Raw genomic sequence first — 13188 nt, forward strand, 5'->3', positions numbered from 1 at the left:
GGGGGAGCCGCCCGGCGACGGGGTGAATCGTACACGCGGCAGCCCGGTCCTTGTACACCCTCGGTGCGCAATTCGGCTGCCCGGGGCGGCGCGGCGAAAATCGGCTTCTCCCCACCTCGACACTCAGCAAGGCATGCGAGTCTTGATACCGCACGAGCCGCGACGACCGACAAACGCTGTGGAGGACCGGTGGCCCAGCCGACCATGCCCGACGCCCCGACGCCGAACGGAGCGGCACCTGCCCCGGTTACCACACCGGCGCAGGACGCCACCCTGCTGGAGAAGGGCCTGTTCGAGATCAAAAAGGTGATCGTCGGGCAGGACCGGATGGTGGAGCGGATGTTCGTCGCGCTGCTCGCCCGTGGTCACTGCCTGCTCGAAGGGGTGCCCGGTGTCGCCAAGACCCTGGCGGTGGAGACTCTCGCCAAGGTCGTCGGCGGGTCGTTCGCCCGGGTCCAGTTCACCCCGGACCTGGTGCCGGCCGACATCATGGGCACCCGCATCTACCGGCAGTCCAGCGAGAAGTTCGACGTCGAGCTGGGCCCGGTCTTCGTCAACTTCCTGCTCGCCGACGAGATCAACCGGGCTCCGGCGAAGGTGCAGTCCGCGCTGCTGGAGGTGATGAGCGAGCGGCAGGTGTCCATCGGCGGCGAGAGCCACCGGGTGCCCGATCCGTTCCTGGTGATGGCCACCCAGAACCCGATCGAGCAGGAGGGCGTCTACCCCCTGCCGGAGGCGCAGCGGGACCGGTTCCTCATGAAGATCGTGGTGGGCTATCCGACCGACGCGGAGGAACGCGAGATCGTCTACCGGATGGGGGTGGCCGCTCCCGAGCCGACAGCGGTCTTCGACACACCCGAGCTGATCGCCCTGCAACGCAAGGCGGACCAGGTCTTCGTGCACAACGCCCTTGTCGACTACGCGGTGCGGTTGGTGCTGGCGACCCGTGCCCCGGCCGAGCACGGCATGCCCGACGTCGCGCAGCTGATCCAGTACGGGGCCAGCCCGCGCGCCTCGCTGGGCCTGGTCCGGGCGACGAGGGCGCTGGCGCTGTTGCGGGGGCGCGACTACGCCCTGCCGCAGGACGTGCAGGACATCGCACCGGACATCCTGCGGCACCGGTTGGTGCTCAGCTACGACGCGCTCGCCGACGACGTGCCCGCCGACCACATCGTGCACCGGGTGATGTCGACGATCCCCCTGCCGGCGGTCGCTCCCCGCCAGCAGGCCACGCCGTCGCCGACCGCGCCGCCGCCGGGCGCTGGCTGGCCCGGGCAGCGGCCGTGACCTCACCCACCCCTCGTCCCGCCTCCGACCGCAGCGAGGCCGTGCTGTCCCGGCTGCAACTGCTCGTCACCCGCAAACTCGACGGCCTGCTGCAGGGCGACTACGCCGGCCTGTTGCCCGGACCGGGCAGCGAGGCGGGCGAGTCCCGGGAGTACCGCCCCGGCGACGACGTGCGCCGGATGGACTGGCCGGTCACCGCCCGGACCACCACACCCCACGTGCGGCGTACGGTGGCCGACCGGGAGTTGGAGACCTGGCTCGCGCTGGACCTCTCCGCCAGCCTGGACTTCGGCACCGGGCAGTGGCTCAAACGGGAGGTGGTGGTGGCCGCCGCGGCCGCCATCACCCACCTGACCGTGCGCGGCGGCAACCGGATCGGCGCGGTGATCGGCACCGGTGGCGGCGTGTCCGCACCGGCCCGCCGCTGGCGCGGTCGGCCACCACCGCCGGCCGGTCCCGGGGTGCTCACCCGGCTGCCGGCCCGCTCCGGCCGCAAGGAGGCGCAGGGGCTGCTGCGTACCGTCGCCGGCACCACCATCCAGCCGGGTCGCGGTGACCTGGGTGCCCTGGTCGAGATGCTCAACCGTCCGCCCCGCCGGCGCGGGGTGGCCGTGGTGATCTCGGACTTCCTCGCCCCGGCCGAGCAGTGGGCCCGGCCGATGCGCAAGCTGCGGGTCCGCCACGACGTGCTCGCGATCGAGGTGATCGACCCACGCGAGCTGGAGTTGCCCGACGTGGGCGTGTTGCCGGTGGTCGACCCGGAGAGCGGTGAGCTGCACGAGGTGCAGACCGCCGATCCACGGCTGCGGCAGCGCTACGCCGAGGCCGCGACCGCCCAACGGGCCACGATCGCCGCCGCCCTGCGTGGCGCCGGGGCGGCCCACCTGCGTCTGCGTACGGACCGAGACTGGCTGCTGGACATGGTGCGATTCGTGGCCGCGCAGCGGCACGCGCGTACCCGGGGGACGACACGATGATCCGTTTCATGCAACCGTGGTGGCTGCTGGCCGTCCTGCCGGTGCTCGCCCTCGCGGCGTTCTACGTGTGGCGGCAGTTGCACCGCCGGGCTTTCGCGATGCGGTTCACCAATGTGGACCTGCTGCGTACGGTGGCGCCGAAGGGGCTCGGCTGGCGTCGGCACGTCCCGGCGACCGCGTTCCTGCTCTGCCTGCTGGTGCTGGCCACGGCACTGGCCCGGCCGGCGGTGGACACCAGGGAGCCGCTGGAGCGGGCCACCGTGATGCTCGCCATCGACGTGTCGCTGTCGATGCAGGCCGACGACGTGGCACCGAACCGGCTGGAGGCGGCCCAGGAGGCGGCCAAGCAGTTCGTCGGTGAGCTGCCGAAGAGCTACAACCTGGGCCTCGTGTCGTTCGCCAAGGCGGCGAACGTGCTGGTGCCGCCGGGCAAGGACCGGGACGCGGTGACGAGTGCGATCGACGGTCTGGTGTTGGCCGAGGCGACCGCGACCGGCGAGGCGGTGTTCACCTGCCTGGAGGCGATCCGGTCGGTGCCGGCCGACGGCGCGGCGGGCGTTCCGCCGGCACGGATCGTGTTGCTCTCCGACGGGTTCCGGACCTCCGGGCGGGCGGTGGAGGAGGCGGCGGCGGCGGCCCAGGCGGCCAACGTTCCGGTCTCCACCATCGCGTTCGGCACCGACACCGGCCAGGTCGACATCGGTGGGACGCTACAGCGGGTGCCGGTGGACCGGTTGGCGCTGGCCGAGCTTGCCGAGACCACCGAGGGCTACTTCTACGAGGCGGCCTCGGTGAGTGAGCTGAAGCAGGTCTACCAGGACATGGGCAGCTCGATCGGCTTCCGGACCGAGCCGCGTGAGGTGACCCAGTGGTATGCCGGGTTGGCGCTGCTGCTGGCGCTCTGCGCCGGCGCGCTCAGCCTGCTGTGGTCGTCCCGGATGCTCTGAGCGGTGGACCGGCGGCGGGGTCACCGACCGCCGCCGGTCGGCAGTCGGCTCGGTGGCCGCCGCCGGCCAGGAGTCGGCTCAGTGGCCGCCGCCGGCCAGGACGAAGACGATGGCCACCCAGACGGCGGCGAGGGTGAAGCCCAGTGGGGCGACGTAGCGGCTCATGGACGGCTCCGGGTGGCGGCTGGACGGTCCGCGTGCGGGGGCGGACCGCAGGGGGCAGGGACGCGCACACGAAGTCGTGACCGGGCGGCTCCCGGCGACCGTCCGGAGTCGGACGGCGCGGCACACACCTCGGCGGGTGCCGAGGGGTGGGGGAGCGGAGCGGGGTCAGCTCACCAGACTGAGTCGTGGCTCAGCGGGGCTGACCATCGGCCCGGCCACGACTGGGAGGATCGCTATCTCGCACAGCGATCACCTCCTGCAAGTCGGGCGGGCCGGAACGTCGATGATCGTACACCTGCGGTGCCGACGAGACGCACTCGGCCGACCGGTCGGCGACCCCTCCACCAGCCGGGTGGCGAGGCGATCTCGACTGGCCGGTCCGCACGACCGTGACCAGCACCGCGGCGAGCAGCGGCAGCCAGCAGAAGCGCGCCAGCACCCAGCCCGCGTCGTCCGGCCCGGTGTGCAAGCCCGGCAGGGCCAGCCCGCCGCGGGCGGTCAGCGCGGTCACCGCCACCAGCACCGGCTGGTGACTCAGGTAGATCCGGAACGCGCAGCGGTTCACCTCGGTCACCGCCCGGCCCGGCACCGGGCGGGACAGCAGCCGCTCCAGCGACGGCCGGGCCAGCAGCCCCAGCCCCACCTGGGCGACCGCCAGCGCCACCGCCAGCAGCGACGGCGGATTCAGGTTGGAGACCCCGGCCCCGGGCACGCCGACCGCACTCACCGGGTAACCCAGGGCCAGCAACGCGGCCAGCGCGGCGGCCCCGCCGGCCGCGAGCGTGCCCGCCGCCCGTCGGCCGGCCAACCGCCCGTCGGCGTGCGCCACGCCCAACAGGTACGGCACCGACCAGGCCGCCACCACGGTGACCGGTGGCAGGTGGCTGCCGGCCGGCAGCAGACGTACCGCCAGGTCCGCCGCGGCGACCACCGCCACCGCCGGTACGACACAGCGGCCCAACCCCCACCGGCGTACGGCGGCGCGCAGCGGCCCGGTTATCGCGATCAGGAACACCAGCGGCAACAGGAACCACAACGGACTGATCGCGAGCCGCAGCGCGACGGCGAGCGTGTCGTCCGGGGTGCCGGCGACAGTGGCGGCGAGCAGCACGGCGGCACCCACCCCCAGCAGCGCCACCGTCGGCAGCAGCAACCCGCGCAGCCGACGGACCAGCCAGCCACCCGGCCTGCCCCGGTAGCCGGCCAGCGACCGGGCCGAGCCGAACCCGGCGGTGAAGAAGAACAGCCCGAGCGTCTGCAACACCCAGGTCACCGGGGCCAGCCCGGGTATCGCGGTCAGCGGGCTGGCCTGGCGCAACCCGCCATCGTCGGTCAGCACCAGCCCGGTGACCAGCCAGTGCCCCAGCACCACCCCGCCGATGGCGTACGCCCGCAGCGCGTCGACGGTACGGTCCCGGCTCATCGCGCGTCCCCGACCCGGTCGGCGTCGACACTGCCCCGCACCACCGCCGCCGTCGCGACGAGCGTGGCGCTGCCCGGGGCGAGGTAACCGTCGTGCCCGGACACACCGCCCACCGGCAGGGGGCGGGCACCGAACGCCGGGTCACCGGGGCGGCGGCCGAAGCCGAGGCCGGGGAGTCGGGCCGGCGGTACCAGGCGGATCCAGTCGGTGGGCGCCTCCGCCGCCCAGAACCGCCGCCCGCCGGGCAGGTCGTCGGCGCGCTGCACCCCGGCACCGATGCCGCCGAGGCTCACCACGTCGGTGACCTGGGCCGGGGCGTCCGCCGCCGCCAGCGACACCACGAGCGCGCCGTAGCTGTGCCCGACCAGCGTGATCGTCGCGGCCGGACGTCGCGCGGCCAGTTCGCGCAGCAGCACGGCCAGCCCGGCCGCGCCGCGCCGGGCGCTGACGCCGCCGGCGGCCGTCAACACCCCGTCGGGCGGGTCGTAGCCGAGCCAGGCCAGCACCGCGACCCGCGCCGCCGGATCGCCGGCCCGCAACTCCCGGTAGAGCTGCCCGGCCTGCACCGCCGGCGCCCGCCGGGCCACCCCGCCCAACCCCCGGTCGAAGTCGGCCAGGGTGCTGCCCACCCCCGGCACCAGCACCGCGACCCGGTCCGCGCCGGCCAGGTCACCCAGCACCTCGACCGCGCGGCCGTCGCCCCGGGTGTCGAACGACAGGAACCGACGCCCGTCGGCCGCCCAGTCCGCGTACGGCGGCCCGGCCGCGCGCATCGCCGCCGCCGTGACCGGGTACGCCTCCACGAAACCCGTCGCCGCCACCGGCTCGGGTCGGGTCGGCAGGACCAGGTTCACGCCGAGCAGCGTGGCCAGCGCCACCCGACCGGCACCTCGTCGTCGCATGTCGTTCTCCCTCCGGAATGTCGTCCGGAGGCACAGTGCGCGGGTGGGCGGTGCGTGGTCGTCGTACCGGGGAGCCGTCCGTGGGCTGGCTCCGGCGGGTTACTCGCCGGCGGCCACCAGACCCGTCTCGTACGCCAGCACCACGGCCTGGGCCCGGTCGCGCAGGCCCAGCTTCGCCAGGATCCGCCCGATGTGCGTCTTCACGGTCTGCTCGGCCACCACCAGGTCGCTCGCGATCTCCGCGTTGTTGCGACCCCGGGCGATCAACCGCAGCACCTCGGTCTCCCGGGGGGTGAGCCCGGCCAGGTCGGTGGGGCGGGGCCGGCGGCGGTCCGGGCGGGCCGCGAACTCGGCGATCAGGCGACGGGTGACCGCCGGGGCGAGCAGCGCGTCCCCGGCCGCCACCACCCGCACCGCCTGCACCAGATCGGCCGCCGGGGCGTCCTTGAGCAGGAAGCCGCTGGCCCCGGCGCGCAACGCCTCGTACACGTAGTCGTCGAGGTCGAAGGTGGTGAGGATGAGCACCCGGGGTCGCTGCGCCGACCGGTCACCGAGCAGCTTGCGGGTGGCGGCCAGCCCGTCCATGACCGGCATCCGCACGTCCATCAGCACCACGTCCGGGTCGAGCCGACGGGTGGCGGCGACCGCCTGCGCGCCGTCGGCGGCGTCACCCACCACCAGCAGGTCCGGTTGGGCGGCGAGCAGCGCACCGAAGCCCTGCCGGACCATCGCCTGGTCGTCGGCGATCAGCACCTTGATCACACGTCCCCGCCCTCCGCGTCGTACGGTAACTCGGCCGCCACCGCGTAACCCCCGTCGGGCAGTGGCCCGGCGGTGAACGTACCGCCCAGCGAGGTGGCCCGCTCCCGCATACCGGTCAGGCCGTGCCCGGAGCCGCCGTCGGTGGTCGGTCGGACGTCGGCCGGGGAGTTTTCGACGCGTACTCCCAGCCCGGACGGACCGGTGCGGACGGTGACCCGCACCGCGGCCCCGACCGCGTGCCGGGCCGCGTTGGCCAGGCCCTCCTGCACGATGCGGTACGCGGCCAGCCCGACCGGCGCGGGCACCTGCCCGTCGTGCCCCCCCGTGGCGTCCAGGGTGACCGGCAGGCCGGCCCGGCGTGCCGCGTCGATCATCGCGCCCAGGTCGGTCAGGTCGGGTTGCGGCGCGGTCTGCGGCCCGCTCGTCTCGCTGCGCAGCACCCCCAACAACCGCCGCATGTCGGTCAGCGCGTCGCGGGCCGAGGCGGCGATGGCGACGAACTCGGTGGCTACCGGCGCCGGCACGTCGGTCAGCCGGTACGGGGCGGTCTCCGCCTGCACCGCGATCAGGGACATGTGGTGCGCCACCACGTCGTGCAGCTCGCGCGCGATCCGGGTGCGTTCCTCCAGCACCGCGCGGCGCTCCTGCTCCCGCTCGCTCAGCTCGGTCTGCGCGGCCAGCGCCCGTCGGGAGAGCCGGTTACGCCGGATCAGGTCGCCCACGATCGCCAGCGCGCCGAGCAGCGCCAGGACGGCGGCCCGGTTCTCGGGGTGCACCAGGGTGAGCACCGGCACCGCGGTGATCGCCACCACCCAGGCCAGCACCGGCCGGTCGACCCGCGCGAGGACCACCGCGACCACCGCGATCGACCCGAGCGCCAGCGGCGGCGTCCACGGGCCGGGCGTGTCGGTCGGCGCGTTGAACGTGCAGATCAACAGGGCCAGCACCGTCAGCCGCCAGGCCAGCAGCGGACGCCGGGGCAGCGCCAGCAGCGGCGCCACGGTCATCGCCGCGAACAGCACCGCGATCGGTATCGGCAGGCCCCAGTCGCTGCTCTCCACGGCCAGGGTGATCCAGAAGAGGCCGAGCGCGGCGAGTAGCCCGACCGGGGCGGCGTAACGAGCCAGCCGGGGCCAGCGGGCCAGCAGCGGTTGACCGGGCGGGGCGTCGGGTCCCCACAGGGTCTGCCGCAGCGCCCGCAGGGCCACGGCGATCGGATGCCGGTTCACCAACCGGAGGCTACGGGCCGACCCCGTCACCGGGCGTGCCACCAGGGGTTGATCCCCGTGTCGTACCCCGGTGTGACGTGACTCCCGTTAGCGCTTACCTGCCGGTAACGCCTAGGCTCCGACGCGTCCGTGCTGACCATTCGCAAGGGGGAACAGTGGCCCGTACCGTGCTGGTGACCGGGGGTAACCGGGGGATCGGCCTGGCCATCGCGCAGGCCTTCGCCAAGCAGGGCGACCGGGTGGCGGTCACCCACCGCAGTGGCGACGCGCCCGAGGGGCTGTTCGGCGTACGCGCCGACGTCACCGACGCGGCCTCGATCGACGCCGCGTTCACCGCAGTGGAGGCCGAGCTGGGGCCGGTCGAGGTGCTCGTCGCGAACGCCGGCATGACCGCCGACACGCTGCTGCTGCGGATGACCGAGGAGCAGTTCACCGGCGTGGTGGACACCAACCTCACCGGCGCGTTCCGGGTCGCCAAGCGGGCCTCCGGCAAGATGCTGCGCGCCAGGTGGGGCCGCATGATCTTCATCTCCTCGGTGGTCGGTCTCGCCGGCGGTGCCGGGCAGGTCAACTACGCCGCCAGCAAGGCCGGTCTGGTCGGCGTGGCCCGCTCGATCACCCGGGAGCTGGGCAGCCGCAACATCACCGCGAACGTGGTGGCACCCGGCTTCATCGACACCGACATGACCGCCGGGCTGCCCGAGGACCGCAAGGCGGAGATCCGCAAGTCGATCCCGGCCGGCCGGATGGCCAGCCCCGACGAGGTCGCCGGGGTGGTCACCTGGCTGGCCTCGGACAGCGCCGGGTACGTCTCCGGCGCCGTGATCCCGGTCGACGGCGGCCTCGGCATGGGCCACTAACCCTTTTGACTACGGAGGAAATCTGCGATGTCCGGACTGCTCGCCGGTAAGCGGCTGCTCGTCACCGGTGTCATCACCGACGCCTCGATCGCCTTCTCGGTGGCCAAGATCGCTCAGGAGAACGGCGCGCAGGTCGTGCTGACCGGCTACGGCCGGCTCTCCCTGGTCGAGCGGATCGCCAAGCGGCTGCCCGAGCCGGCCCCGGTCATCGAGGTGGACGTCACCAACACCGAGCACCTGGCCAGCCTCGCCGACCGGGTACGCGAGCACGTCGACGGCCTCGACGGTGTCGTGCACTCGATCGGCTTCGCCCCGCAGAGCTGCCTGGGCGGCGGTTTCCTCGACGCCCCCTGGGAGGACGTGGCGACCGCCCTGCACGTCTCCACCTTCTCGTACAAGTCGCTGGCCATGGCGGCGCTGCCGCTGATGTCGCCCGGCGGCGCGGTGGTCGGCCTGACCTTCGACGCGACGAAGGCGTGGCCGGTCTACGACTGGATGGGCGTGGCCAAGGCCGGCCTGGAGTCCGCGTCCCGCTACCTGGCGCTGCACCTGGGCAAGCAGGGCATCCGCAGCAACCTGGTCGCCGCCGGGCCGCTGCGCACCATCGCCGCGAAGTCCATCCCCGGCTTCGGCCAGTTCGAGGAGGCCTGGTCCGAGCGTGCCCCGCTGGGCTGGAGCCTCACCGACCAGGAGCCGGCCGCCCGCGCCTGCCTGGCGCTGCTGTCGGACTGGTTCCCGGCCACCACCGGCGAGATCGTCCACGTCGACGGCGGCTACCACGCCATGGGCTCCTGACGTTCCCCCGACGACGCCCCCGACCGCCGCGGACGTGATCCACACGTCCGGACCAGGGGGCGTCGCCGGGCGGTCCCGGCCGAGGGACAAGAATGACCCCATGTCGTACGACGCGGTGGTGCTGGTGTCCTTCGGCGGGCCGGAACGGCCCGAGGACGTGATGCCGTTCCTACAGAACGTGACCCGGGGGCGAGGCGTGCCGCCCGAGCGGCTGGCCGAGGTCGCCGAGCACTACCAGCACTTCGGCGGGGTTTCCCCGATCAACCAGCAGAACCGCGAGTTGCTGGCCGCCATCCGCGCCGACTTCGCCGCGCACGGTGTCGACCTGCCCCTCTACTGGGGCAACCGCAACTGGGACCCGATGCTCGCCGACACCGTGACCCGGATGCGCGACGACGGGGTCACCCGGGCGCTGGCCTTCGTCACCAGCGCGTACGGCGGCTACTCGTCCTGCCGGCAGTACCAGGAGGACATCGCCGCCGCCCGTGCCGCCGTCGGCGCGGACGCCCCGGTGATCGAGAAGCTGCGCCAGTTCTGGGACCATCCCGGCTTCGTCGAGCCGCACACCGACGCGGTCCGGGCGGCCCTGGGCCAGCTCGACCCGGCGAAGCGGGACACCACCAGGCTGGTCTTCACCGCCCACTCCATCCCCAGCTCGATGGCGGCCAACGCCGGCCCGCACGGCGGCCGGTACGAGGCGCAACTGCACGAGACCGCCCGGCTCGTGGCCGCGGCCGCCGCCCCCGACCTGGCGTACGACCTGGTCTGGCAGAGCCGCTCCGGACCACCACAGATGCCGTGGCTGGAACCGGACGTCAACGACCACCTGGCCACCCTCGCGCAGGGCGGCACCACCTCGGTGGTGGTCAGCCCGATCGGCTTCGTCTCCGATCACCTGGAGGTCGTGTGGGACCTGGACACCGAGGCGCTGGAGACGGCCAAGCAGCTCGGCCTCGACTTCGTTCGGGCCGCCACCCCCGGCACCGACCCGCGCTTCGTGACCATGGTGCGTGAGCTGGTCACCGAACGGACCGACCCGGACGGCGCGCAGGTGCGTCGCCGCCTGGGCGAGCTGCCCATGTGGGACACCTGCGCGACCGTGTGTTGCGTGCCGACCCGTCGCCCGACCTCCGCTGGGAGCACCCATGCATGACCGCAAGCCCGTGCAGAGTTGGCTGACCGACATGGACGGCGTGCTGGTGCACGAGGGCCAGCCGGTGCCCGGGGCACCGGAGTTCATCAACCGGATGCGCACCTCCGGCAAGCCGTTCCTGGTGTTGACCAACAACTCGATCTACACCCCGCGTGACCTGACCGCCCGGCTGAGCCGGATGGGGCTGGACGTGCCGGAGGAGTCGATCTGGTCGTCCGCGCTGGCCACCGGCCAGTTCCTCGCCGACCAGCGGCCGGGCGGCACCGCGTACGTCATCGGTGAGGCCGGGCTGACCACGGCGCTGCACGCGGTCGGTTACGTGCTCACCGACTTCGCCCCGGACTACGTGGTGCTCGGTGAGACCCGCACCTACAGCTTCGAGGCGATCACCAAGGCCGTCCGCCTGATCAACGACGGGGCGCGGTTCATCTGCACCAACCCCGACGTGACCGGCCCGTCCGTGGAGGGCGCCCTGCCCGCCGCCGGCTCGGTCGCCGCGATGATCTCCAAGGCGACCGGGGTGGAGCCGTACTTCGTCGGCAAGCCCAACCCGATGATGATGCGCTCGGCACTCAACACGATCAACGCGCACTCGGAGAGCACCGCGATGATCGGCGACCGGATGGACACCGACATCCTCTGCGGCCTGGAGGCCGGGTTGGAGACCATCCTGGTGCTCACCGGGATCAGCAGCCGTACCGAGGCCGAGCGCTACCCGTACCGTCCGTCCCGGATCATCAACTCGGTCGCGGACCTGCTCGACGAGATCTGACCGCCCCCGCTCAGCGGCTCGTCCCGGGGTCGCTCGGCGTGGCGTGGGCGTGGCGTGGCGGCGCTCCGCTGCCGCGCGGGGTGCGTCAGGGGCGCAGTGGCGCGTTGCAGGCGGCCACCAGCGCCTGGCGGCAGGCCGTGGTGAGGGGGCGCAGAGCCGCGTCGCGTTGCTGGGCCTCATGGTTGTTGATCGCACCGCCGGGCGCGGCGTGCCCGGCCAACGCGAGCACCCGGTCGAGCACCGCGGCGCGGGCGAAGAGCCGTCGGGCTCGCGGGTCGAAGCCCGGTGGCAGGTCGGTGGTGCCGTCCGGGCGGCGCAACGCCGCCAGCGCACCGGCCAACTCGGGCCGCCACTGGGCCACGTCGAGTCGGGTCAGCGCGGCGGTCGTCTCGGCCAGCGCGGCGGCCAACTCGGCCTCCGCCTCGGCGGCACCTGGCAGTGCGAGGGAGGCGGCCGGCGCGTTGGCCGGTAGCGGGTACACCCGCCAGAGCACCGTCTCGAAACAGTCCCCCGAGCCGGAGGTGTGCAGCCGCACCTGGGGGATCAGACCGAGCCCGCCGGCGACCACCGCCTCGCCGGTCACCAACGCCGCACCGGCGAAGTCGCCCGGGCCGGGCAGCCCCCGCGGGTCGCCCGGCGCGGGCAGCACCAGGCGGATGTCGTCCGGGGAGAGCTTGGCCAGCGTGGGTAGCGCGGCGCCCAGCGGGACGTCGGTCCAGGTGCCGGGGGCATCCGCAACGAGGTGCTCCTCGTCGCCGGCGATGGCATCGGCGACCTCGTCGTACGGCACCAGGCCGGCGCGCCACGCGCGCACCCAGGCGACGAACCGGCTCGACCGGCGCGGCGTGAGTGTGGCCGCGCCCGCTGCGGGGGTGGACATGCCGAAAGGGTACGTGGTCACGACCGGCCCTGTCTCGACTGCCGCTCCGGTCGCCCGCCCTGCCCCGAACTGCCCCTTTAGCCCCGAATCCCTGGGCTCGGGGGTTGGGGTGCGGGCGGGGGAGAGGGACGGTGTGTCGGGGGTGGGGGGCGGGGGCGTGGGGCGGGGGCGTGGGGGTTAGCGTGATCGACGTGGCGGGGCGATACGGCGAGGACGTGTTGGCGGGAGACTGGCGGCGGCGGAAGGTCACCCCCGAGGTGGACGCCGAGCCGGATCTCGTCGTGGAGGATGCCGACTCCGGCTTCTGCGGAGCGGTGGTGGGCTTCGAGGCCGGCGCCGTGGTCCTGGAGGACCGGCATGGCCGACGACGCAACTTTCCGCTGCTGCCGGCGGCGTTCCTGCTCGACGGTCGCCCGGTGACGCTGCGCCGCCCGAGCCGCGCGCCGGTGCCGGCGGCCCGTCGACGGACGGCGTCCGGTTCGGTGGCGGTGGACAACGTTCGCGCCCAGGTGGCCAAGGCCAGCCGGATCTGGGTGGAGGGCATCCACGACGCCGCGCTGGTCGAGCGGATCTGGGGTGACGACCTGCGCATCGAGGGCGTGGTCGTGGAGCCGTTGGACGGCATCGACGCCCTCGACGCCGAGGTACGCGACTTCGGCCCCGGCCCGACCCGACGCCTCGGCGTGCTCGTCGACCACCTGGTGCCGGGCAGCAAGGAGAGTCGGATCGTCGCCCGGGTCAACTCGCCGTACGTGCTGGTCACCGGCCACCCCTACGTGGACGTCTGGCAGGCGGTGAAGCCGAGGGCGCTGGGCATCGCGGCGTGGCCGGTGGTGCCACCGGGGCAGCCCTGGAAGGAGGGGGTCTGCGCGGCCCTCGGGGTGGCCGAACCGGCGGCGATGTGGCGGCACATCCTGTCCCGGGTGGACAGCTTCGCCGACGTGGAGACGCCCCTGATCAACGCGATGGAACGCCTGATCGACTTCGTCACCGAACCAACCTGACCTGCCTCGACCTGACGCCCGACCTCGTTGAT

General features: G+C 73.6%; 13 protein-coding genes. 8 read left to right on the top strand and 5 right to left on the bottom strand.

The genetic code is table 11. From position 1 onward, the window contains the following. Window positions 1-189: 189 nt before the first annotated feature. The 3 genes from AB0B57_RS31385 to AB0B57_RS31395 are packed head-to-tail and all read left to right on the top strand — an operon-like array spanning window position 190 to window position 3211. Complete coding sequence (locus tag AB0B57_RS31385; RefSeq protein WP_357077988.1) at window positions 190-1287, top strand: MoxR family ATPase; 1098 nt, start codon at window positions 190-192, stop codon at window positions 1285-1287. Next, on the top strand, window positions 1266-2264 hold the full coding sequence (locus AB0B57_RS31390) for a DUF58 domain-containing protein (protein ID WP_357078153.1): 999 nt from the start codon (window positions 1266-1268) through the stop codon (window positions 2262-2264). Before AB0B57_RS31385 ends, AB0B57_RS31390 begins: the two co-directional genes overlap by 22 nt. After that, the gene (locus AB0B57_RS31395; protein ID WP_357077991.1) at window positions 2261-3211 is read left to right on the top strand and encodes a VWA domain-containing protein; all 951 of its coding nucleotides are present in this window, start codon (window positions 2261-2263) and stop codon (window positions 3209-3211) included. The genes AB0B57_RS31390 and AB0B57_RS31395 overlap by 4 nt, the downstream gene beginning before the upstream one ends. Before the next feature lie 355 nt (window positions 3212-3566). Here AB0B57_RS31395 and AB0B57_RS31400 read toward each other — a convergent pair whose 3' ends face one another. The 4 genes from AB0B57_RS31400 to AB0B57_RS31415 form a co-directional block, all read right to left on the bottom strand. Then, window positions 3567-4799 carry an acyltransferase gene (locus AB0B57_RS31400; protein ID WP_357077994.1) on the bottom strand — a complete coding sequence of 411 codons (1233 nt, stop codon included), beginning with the start codon at window positions 4797-4799 and terminating at the stop codon, window positions 3567-3569. Continuing rightward, window positions 4796-5701, bottom strand: coding sequence for an alpha/beta hydrolase (locus AB0B57_RS31405; protein ID WP_357077997.1), 906 nt, complete (start codon window positions 5699-5701; stop codon window positions 4796-4798). The genes AB0B57_RS31400 and AB0B57_RS31405 overlap by 4 nt, the downstream gene beginning before the upstream one ends. A 99-nt stretch (window positions 5702-5800) precedes the next feature. After that, window positions 5801-6463 (bottom strand): response regulator transcription factor, encoded by a 663-nt coding sequence (locus tag AB0B57_RS31410; RefSeq protein ID WP_357078000.1) that lies wholly within the window; start codon window positions 6461-6463, stop codon window positions 5801-5803. Next, a complete protein-coding gene (locus AB0B57_RS31415; RefSeq protein WP_357078003.1) occupies window positions 6460-7692 on the bottom strand; it encodes a histidine kinase in 1233 nt (410 codons plus the stop codon). Before AB0B57_RS31415 ends, AB0B57_RS31410 begins: the two co-directional genes overlap by 4 nt. Window positions 7693-7847: 155 nt before the next feature. Between AB0B57_RS31415 and fabG the strand changes: the two genes are divergently transcribed. The 4 genes from fabG to AB0B57_RS31435 all read left to right on the top strand — a co-directional run bounded on the left by fabG (window position 7848) and on the right by AB0B57_RS31435 (window position 11272). Continuing rightward, a complete protein-coding gene (fabG, locus tag AB0B57_RS31420) occupies window positions 7848-8552 on the top strand; it encodes a 3-oxoacyl-ACP reductase FabG (protein ID WP_357078005.1) in 705 nt (234 codons plus the stop codon). A gap of 27 nt (window positions 8553-8579) precedes the next feature. Continuing rightward, window positions 8580-9347: an enoyl-ACP reductase FabI gene (gene fabI, locus AB0B57_RS31425; protein WP_357078008.1), complete on the top strand. Its 768-nt coding sequence runs from the start codon at window positions 8580-8582 to the stop codon at window positions 9345-9347. A 100-nt stretch (window positions 9348-9447) separates the two neighbouring features. Beyond that, window positions 9448-10500 (top strand): ferrochelatase, encoded by a 1053-nt coding sequence (locus AB0B57_RS31430; RefSeq protein ID WP_357078011.1) that lies wholly within the window; start codon window positions 9448-9450, stop codon window positions 10498-10500. Beyond that, a complete protein-coding gene (locus tag AB0B57_RS31435) occupies window positions 10493-11272 on the top strand; it encodes an HAD-IIA family hydrolase (RefSeq protein WP_357078014.1) in 780 nt (259 codons plus the stop codon). The genes AB0B57_RS31430 and AB0B57_RS31435 overlap by 8 nt, the downstream gene beginning before the upstream one ends. A gap of 85 nt (window positions 11273-11357) precedes the next feature. On the opposite strand, the gene AB0B57_RS31440 is transcribed toward AB0B57_RS31435, so the two are convergent. Then, window positions 11358-12152: a hypothetical protein gene (locus tag AB0B57_RS31440; protein ID WP_357078017.1), complete on the bottom strand. Its 795-nt coding sequence runs from the start codon at window positions 12150-12152 to the stop codon at window positions 11358-11360. A 191-nt stretch (window positions 12153-12343) separates the two neighbouring features. Between AB0B57_RS31440 and AB0B57_RS31445 the strand changes: the two genes are divergently transcribed. Next, window positions 12344-13156, top strand: coding sequence for a DUF3097 domain-containing protein (locus AB0B57_RS31445; RefSeq protein WP_357078020.1), 813 nt, complete (start codon window positions 12344-12346; stop codon window positions 13154-13156). The last annotated feature ends 32 nt before the right edge of the window (window positions 13157-13188 follow it).

The sequence above is a fragment of the Micromonospora sp. NPDC049101 genome (assembly GCF_040648675.1).
Lineage (GTDB): Bacteria > Actinomycetota > Actinomycetes > Mycobacteriales > Micromonosporaceae > Micromonospora.